At 62.8% G+C, this 6243-nt stretch carries 6 protein-coding genes; 1 reads left to right on the top strand and 5 read right to left on the bottom strand.

Features of this window, described 5'->3' with window-relative positions; genetic code table 11:
• The 4 genes from ACOJTD_RS18705 to rpsL form a co-directional block, all read right to left on the bottom strand.
• The coding region (locus ACOJTD_RS18705) for a GTP-binding protein (protein ID WP_409744194.1) at positions 1-120 on the bottom strand (120 nt) is incomplete at its 3' end.
• 39 nt (positions 121-159) lie between these two features.
• Positions 160-2232: an elongation factor G gene (fusA, locus tag ACOJTD_RS18700; protein WP_420134375.1), complete on the bottom strand. Its 2073-nt coding sequence runs from the start codon at positions 2230-2232 to the stop codon at positions 160-162.
• A gap of 30 nt (positions 2233-2262) precedes the next feature.
• Positions 2263-2733 carry a 30S ribosomal protein S7 gene (gene rpsG, locus ACOJTD_RS18695; protein WP_420134374.1) on the bottom strand — a complete coding sequence of 157 codons (471 nt, stop codon included), beginning with the start codon at positions 2731-2733 and terminating at the stop codon, positions 2263-2265.
• A gap of 15 nt (positions 2734-2748) precedes the next feature.
• Positions 2749-3120, bottom strand: coding sequence for a 30S ribosomal protein S12 (rpsL, locus tag ACOJTD_RS18690; protein ID WP_025588683.1), 372 nt, complete (start codon positions 3118-3120; stop codon positions 2749-2751).
• 881 nt (positions 3121-4001) lie between these two features.
• Here rpsL and ACOJTD_RS18685 point away from each other — a divergent pair.
• Positions 4002-4880 (top strand): hypothetical protein, encoded by an 879-nt coding sequence (locus ACOJTD_RS18685; RefSeq protein ID WP_420134373.1) that lies wholly within the window; start codon positions 4002-4004, stop codon positions 4878-4880.
• Positions 4881-5012: 132 nt separating this feature from the next.
• Here the strand turns inward: ACOJTD_RS18685 and ACOJTD_RS18680 are convergent.
• The coding region (locus ACOJTD_RS18680; RefSeq protein ID WP_420134372.1) for an ABC transporter ATP-binding protein at positions 5013-6243 on the bottom strand (1231 nt) is incomplete at its 5' end.

Below are 6243 nucleotides of genomic sequence, written 5' to 3'. Positions count from 1 at the left end.
GCCCGTCTCCGCCAGAACCTTGGTGATCGCCGCCGTCAGCGACGTCTTGCCATGGTCGACGTGACCGATCGTCCCGATGTTGCAATGCGGCTTGGTACGTTCAAACTTTGCTTTGGCCATCGCTCTTCTCCGTTCAGTCGCGGCTTACGCCGGCGACAATCAGGCAAACTTCTTCTGGACTTCAGCCGACACGTTGGCCGGCGCTTCCGCGTAGTGGTCGAACTGCATCGTGAAGGTCGCGCGACCCTGGCTCATCGAGCGCAGGTTGTTCACGTAACCGAACATGTTCATGAGCGGCACCATCGCGTTGATGACGTTGGCATTGCCGCGCATGTCCTGGCCCTGGATCTGGCCACGACGCGAATTCAGGTCGCCGATCACCGAGCCGGTGTAGTCTTCCGGCGTCACGACTTCGACCTTCATGATCGGCTCCAGAAGAACCGACTTACCCTTCTGCAGCGCTTCGCGGAATGCAGCGCGCGAAGCGATTTCGAAGGCCAGCGCCGACGAGTCGACGTCGTGATACTTGCCGTCGACCAGCGACACCTTGACGTCGACCACGGGGAAGCCCGCGACCACGCCCGAGGACAGCACGCTCTCGATGCCCTTTTCGACACCGGGGATGTATTCCTTCGGCACCGCGCCGCCGACGATCTTCGACTCGAACACGTAGCCGGTGCCCGGCTCGGTCGGCTCGACGACGAAGCTCACCGCAGCGAACTGACCGGTACCACCGGTCTGCTTCTTGTGGGTGTAGTCGACTTCGGCCTTCTTGGTGATGCGCTCACGGAACGCCACCTGCGGCGCACCGATGTTCGCGTCGACCTTGTAGGTCCGCTTCAGGATGTCGACCTTGATGTCGAGATGCAGTTCGCCCATCCCCTTGAGGATGGTCTGCCCCGACTCCAGGTCGGTCGACACGCGGAACGACGGATCTTCCGCCGCCAGCTTCGCCAGCGCGACGCCAAGCTTCTCCTGGTCGGCCTTCGACTTCGGCTCGATCGCGATTTCGATCACCGGCTCCGGGAAGTCCATCTTTTCGAGGATCACCGGATTGGCGGGATCACACAGCGTGTCACCGGTGCGGGCTTCCTTGAGGCCGGCCAGCGCGACGATGTCGCCGGCATAGGCTTCCTTGATGTCTTCGCGGTTGTTGGCGTGCATCAGCAGCATGCGGCCGATGCGCTCCTTCTTCTCGCGGGTCGAGTTCACCACGCCAGTGCCGCTGAGCAGAACGCCCGAGTAGATGCGGCAGAAGGTGATGGTGCCGACGAACGGGTCGTCCATGATCTTGAACGCGAGCAGCGCGAGCGGCTCGTTGTCGTCCGCCTTGCGGACGACCTCGTTACCGTCCTCGTCCTGGCCCTTGATGGCCGGCACGTCGACCGGCGACGGCAGATAGTCGACCACGGCGTCGAGCAGCGGCTGCACGCCCTTATTCTTGAAGGCCGATCCGCACAGCACCGGATAGAACGCGCCAGTCAGCACCGCCTTGCGGATAAGCCGCTTCAGCGTCGCTTCGTCCGGCTCGTTGCCATCGAGATAGGCGGCCATCGCGTCGTCGTCGAGTTCGACGGCGGCTTCGATCATCTTCTCACGATATTCCTTGGCCTGATCGAGCAGATCCGCCGGAATCTCTTCGTCCTGGAACTTGGCGCCGAGCGCCTCGTCGTTCCACACAACGGCCTTCATGCGAACGAGATCGACGAGGCCCTTGAAGTTGTTCTCAGCGCCGATCGGCAGCTGAATCGCAACCGGCTTGGCGCCGAGACGATCGACGATGTCCTGCAGGCACTTGAAGAAGTCAGCGCCCGTCTTGTCCATCTTGTTGGCGAAGACGATGCGCGGAACCTTGTACTTGTCACCCTGGCGCCAGACGGTCTCGGTCTGCGGCTCGACGCCCTGGTTGGAGTCGAGAACGCATACCGCGCCGTCGAGCACGCGCAGCGAACGCTCGACTTCGATGGTGAAGTCGACGTGGCCGGGGGTATCGATGATGTTCAGGCGCTTGCCGTTCCAGAACGCAGTGGTGGCGGCGGAGGTGATTGTGATGCCACGCTCCTGCTCCTGCGTCATCCAGTCCATCGTCGCGGCACCTTCGTGCACTTCGCCGATCTTGTGGCTCTTGCCGGTGTAATAGAGGATGCGCTCGGTCGTCGTGGTCTTGCCGGCATCGATGTGGGCCATGATGCCGAAGTTGCGGTAGTCCTCGATGGCGTGAACGCGGGGCATGACGTCTTCCTTGATTCCGTTGCTTCGCCGTTACCAGCGATAGTGCGAGAACGCGCGGTTGGCTTCCGCCATCTTGTGCACGTCTTCACGCTTCTTCACGGCGTTGCCGCGGTTGTTCGAGGCGTCGAGCAGCTCGGCCGACAGACGCTCCGTCATGGTCTTTTCGTTGCGGCCGCGAGCGGCGGCGATCAGCCAGCGAATGCCCAGCGCCTGACGGCGGGTCGAACGAACTTCAACCGGGACCTGGTAGGTCGCACCACCGACGCGGCGGGAGCGGACTTCGATCGCCGGCATGACGTTGTCGAGCGCCTGCTCGAACACGCCGAGCGGCGGCTGCTTGGTCTTGGCTTCGATCAGATCGAAGGCGCCATAGACGATGCCTTCGGCAACCGACTTCTTGCCGGCGTACATCACCGAGTTCATGAACTTGGTGACGACGATGTTTCCGAACTTCGGATCCGGAAGAACTTCGCGCTTTTCGGCAGCGTGACGACGGGACATGGATGCTCTCCCCGCTTACTTGGGACGCTTCGCGCCGTACTTCGAACGGCGCTGCTTACGGTTCTTGACGCCCTGAGTATCGAGGACGCCGCGGAGGATGTGGTAGCGCACGCCCGGCAAGTCCTTGACGCGGCCGCCGCGGATCATCACCACCGAGTGCTCCTGAAGGTTGTGCCCTTCACCCGGGATGTAGCCGATCACCTCGAAGCCGTTGGTCAGCCGAACCTTGGCGACCTTACGAAGCGCCGAGTTCGGCTTCTTCGGCGTCGTGGTGTAGACGCGGGTGCACACGCCGCGCTTCTGCGGCGACTGCTGGAGCGCCGGAACCTTCTTGCGCGACTTCTGCACCGCGCGCGGATTTGCGATCAGCTGGTTGATCGTCGGCATCTTCGCCTTCACCCTTAGCTTCGCGCGAAACTTCGAGAGTTTCGCAAATTCGTTCGGGGCACCCGCCCCAGCGGCCGCTTCACCCGACCGGACACGTCCGACCACGCAAAGCGAAATTGCGCCAGCCACCCATCGCTGAGCGGAAAGCGCATCCATGCAACAGAGGACCGCAGCAAAAACCGGACAGCATCTGCTGACCGGCCCGTACCGAGGTCATGCTTCCAAAACCGTCCTCAGGAGAAATTACTCAAGAGAACGCTGAACGTCCTGGCATTGCCTGGCTTATAGAGACAGCGTTTGAGCGTCTTGGGTCGAGGTTGGTGCCCAAACTCCGCGAGGGACGTCCGGGTGGTCCGTTCCGACCTTGGCGAAGCTCACCGCCTGTCTTGAAGTGGCCGGGTTTTATCGGTGCGGTACCTGCAAGTCAAGGCAAAACCAGCGCCAGATGACGATATCACGTCAATCGCGGCTCCCCACCCGCTTTGCAGGAAAGCCAAGCGAACCGGGGACTTCTGCCCCATTGCGGTCAGCCCGCAAAAGGTTCGGTTCGCGGCGTTGCGGGAGCTCGCTGCACGCGATCCGGTGACTTCGCGGACCGGATTCGGGAGAATCGCGGCAGGCGAATCTCTCGTCGGTCCAGAGTCGTGTGCGCTTCTGTGCACGAGTCGGGTGAACGATTCGTGACCCCGGCGAGTTCGCAGTGAGATGTCAGATGGATAAACCACAATCTGTGATTGCAGATTCGCCACGTGCACTTTTCCGATCGGGCCCCACACGGAACCACCCGTGATTGCAGCCGGCGCGCCTGCTGTGCTTATTGTTGAAGGGATACGCTGAGGCCTTTGAGGAGGCTCGCCAATCATGCGGGCAATAACGTGAGGATGCGGCGGCCACGCGGCGTCGGCTGGCTGGCCCTGGTTGGAGCGATCGCGCTGCCCGGCGCCGCTTTCGCGGCGGAGGACGCAGAGGACGATGACGCCAAGCCGGCTGCGCCTAAGGTCTATCTCGACCTGCGCACCTCCTACTCCCGGGTGCCGGCCGGCGTTCTGGCGATCGGCTTCAGCAATCCGTCAGGGCTGCTGTCGCGGCTGTCGGAACTGACCGCCCGACCGGCGCCGTCGCTGCCGGCGAGCCAGGGTTTGGCGCTGGACGTGCCGTTGACGGTCGACATCAACGACCGGGTCTCATTGTATGGCGGCTTTAGCACCACCACCTCGAAGGCCGGCGACCTCGACTGGAGCGCGGTCACGGTCACCAGCTGGAACGTGGGCGTCCAGGCGGACATCTATGAGCAGAACGGCGGCGCGATCCCGACACTGACGCTGCAGACGACGCTGACCCGGGCGGTGCCTACCGGCCCGCTTGCCACCACCTCGCTGAACAATGTGCTCGAGGCCAGCTACGCCCTGGACGCCGACGAGCACCGCGGCGTGCTGGCCGGCGTGCAATCCACCCTGACGGCGATCGACGCCGATCGCGCCGAGATCCGCCCGAACTGGGTCGGCTATCTGGGTGGCTTCTACCAGTGGGACAACAACTGGAAGGTGACCGGTCGCGCCGGCGTGCAGTCGTTTGGCGGCGCACAGCTGCTTGCGCTCGCTCCTCTTGCCGCCTTCACCCAGCCAATCGTCCGGTTCGATCTCGACAAGATGGACGACGACGACAACCGCCTGTTCGGCCTCACCGCTCAGATTTCCTGGACGCCGAAACCGGCGTATCAGCTGACGCTGCGTACGCCGCTATATTTGAGCAAGAACTGAGCTGCTGGCGGTCGGATAACGCCAACCCCGCCGTCATTGCGAGCGAAGCGATGCAATCCAGAAGCGCCGTGCACGAAGCTGGATTGCTTCGTCGCTGCGCTCCTCGCAATGACGGGGAGAGGCCGCGTCCTCTCACTCCTCGTCGTCATCCTCATCATCGTCGTCATCGTCTTCATCATCATCGTCGTAGCCGCGGTTCTTCTGATCGTCCCAGAGCTTGCGATAGACGCCATTCTGGGCGAGGAGTTCCTTGTGGGAGCCGCGTTCGATGGCCTGGCCGCCGGAAATGACGATGATCTCGTCCATCTCGACCACGGAGGTCAGCCGATGAGTCGAGAAGATCATTGTGCGGCCGCGGGCTAGTTTCAGCAGCGTTTTATTGATTGCGGCCTCGGTCGTCTGGTCTAGCGCCGAGGTGGCCTCATCCAGCAGCAGCACCGAGGGATCTCGGACGATGGCGCGAGCGATCGCCAGACGCAGGCGCTGTCCGCCGGACAGCGTGTCGCCGCGCTCTCCGACCTGCGTGTCGTATTTGTCAGGCAGGCTCATGATGTAGCGGTGAATTTCGGCCTTCTTGGCGGCCTCGATCACCTCTTCGTCCGTGGCGCCTTCCTTGCCAAGCCGGATATTCTCGCGGATCGACATGTTGAACAGCATGTTCTCCTGGAACACCACGGCCATGCTCTGTCGCAACGAGTCCAGCGTCACCTTGCGGACATCGACGCCGTCGATGCTGACGCGGCCCTCATCGGGCTGATATAGGCGCAGGATCATGTTGAGCAGCGTGCTCTTGCCAGAGCCGCTCGGGCCGACGATAGCAATGGTCTTGCCGGCTTTGAGCTTGAGGCTGAGATTGTCGAGCACCGGACGCTCGGCGCCTTCGTAGCCGAAGGTCACGCGCTCGAACGCGATGTTGTCGGTGATGCGCGGCAGCACGGCGGCCCCTGCCCGGTCGGCGATCGGCGTCGGCTCGTCGAGCAACTCTTCCATGTGGCGCACGGCGGCCGCGGCCTGAATGGCCACCGGGATGAACTGCATTAGATGGGCGATGTTGTACGACACCTCCCAGAATGCGCTTTCGAACGTCACGAAGGTGCCGACGGTGATCTGCCCCTTGGTGGCGAGATACGCGCCGATCGCCAGCACGACCAGGTGAAGCAGCAGCACCGCCACCGTCACCGAACGCTCGACCATCGAGCGCAGGAACACCGCCTCGGCGATCTTGTTGCGCGTCGTGTTGTTGCGCAGCGTGAAGAAGCCGAACATCTTGCGCTGCAGGCTGAACGCCTTGACCACGGCCTGGGCGCCGATGTTCTCCTGCACCACGCCGAGCATCCCGGCCTCCTGGACCTTCTGCTCGTAG

Source organism: Rhodopseudomonas sp. (assembly GCF_048594845.1).
GTDB lineage: Bacteria > Pseudomonadota > Alphaproteobacteria > Rhizobiales > Xanthobacteraceae > Rhodopseudomonas.
This window is presented reverse-complemented; position numbering and strand designations above follow the sequence as displayed.

Bases quoted from the DNA above. Each gene is read 5' to 3' on its own strand.
- rpsG (WP_420134374.1), bottom strand. From the start codon at position 2,733: ATGTCCCGTCGTCACGCTGCCGAAAAGCGCGAAGTTCTTCCGGATCCG.
- fusA (WP_420134375.1), bottom strand. From the start codon at position 2,232: ATGCCCCGCGTTCACGCCATCGAGGACTACCGCAACTTCGGCATCATG.
- ACOJTD_RS18685 (WP_420134373.1), top strand. From the start codon at position 4,002: ATGCGGCGGCCACGCGGCGTCGGCTGGCTGGCCCTGGTTGGAGCGATC.
- rpsL (WP_025588683.1), bottom strand. From the start codon at position 3,120: ATGCCGACGATCAACCAGCTGATCGCAAATCCGCGCGCGGTGCAGAAG.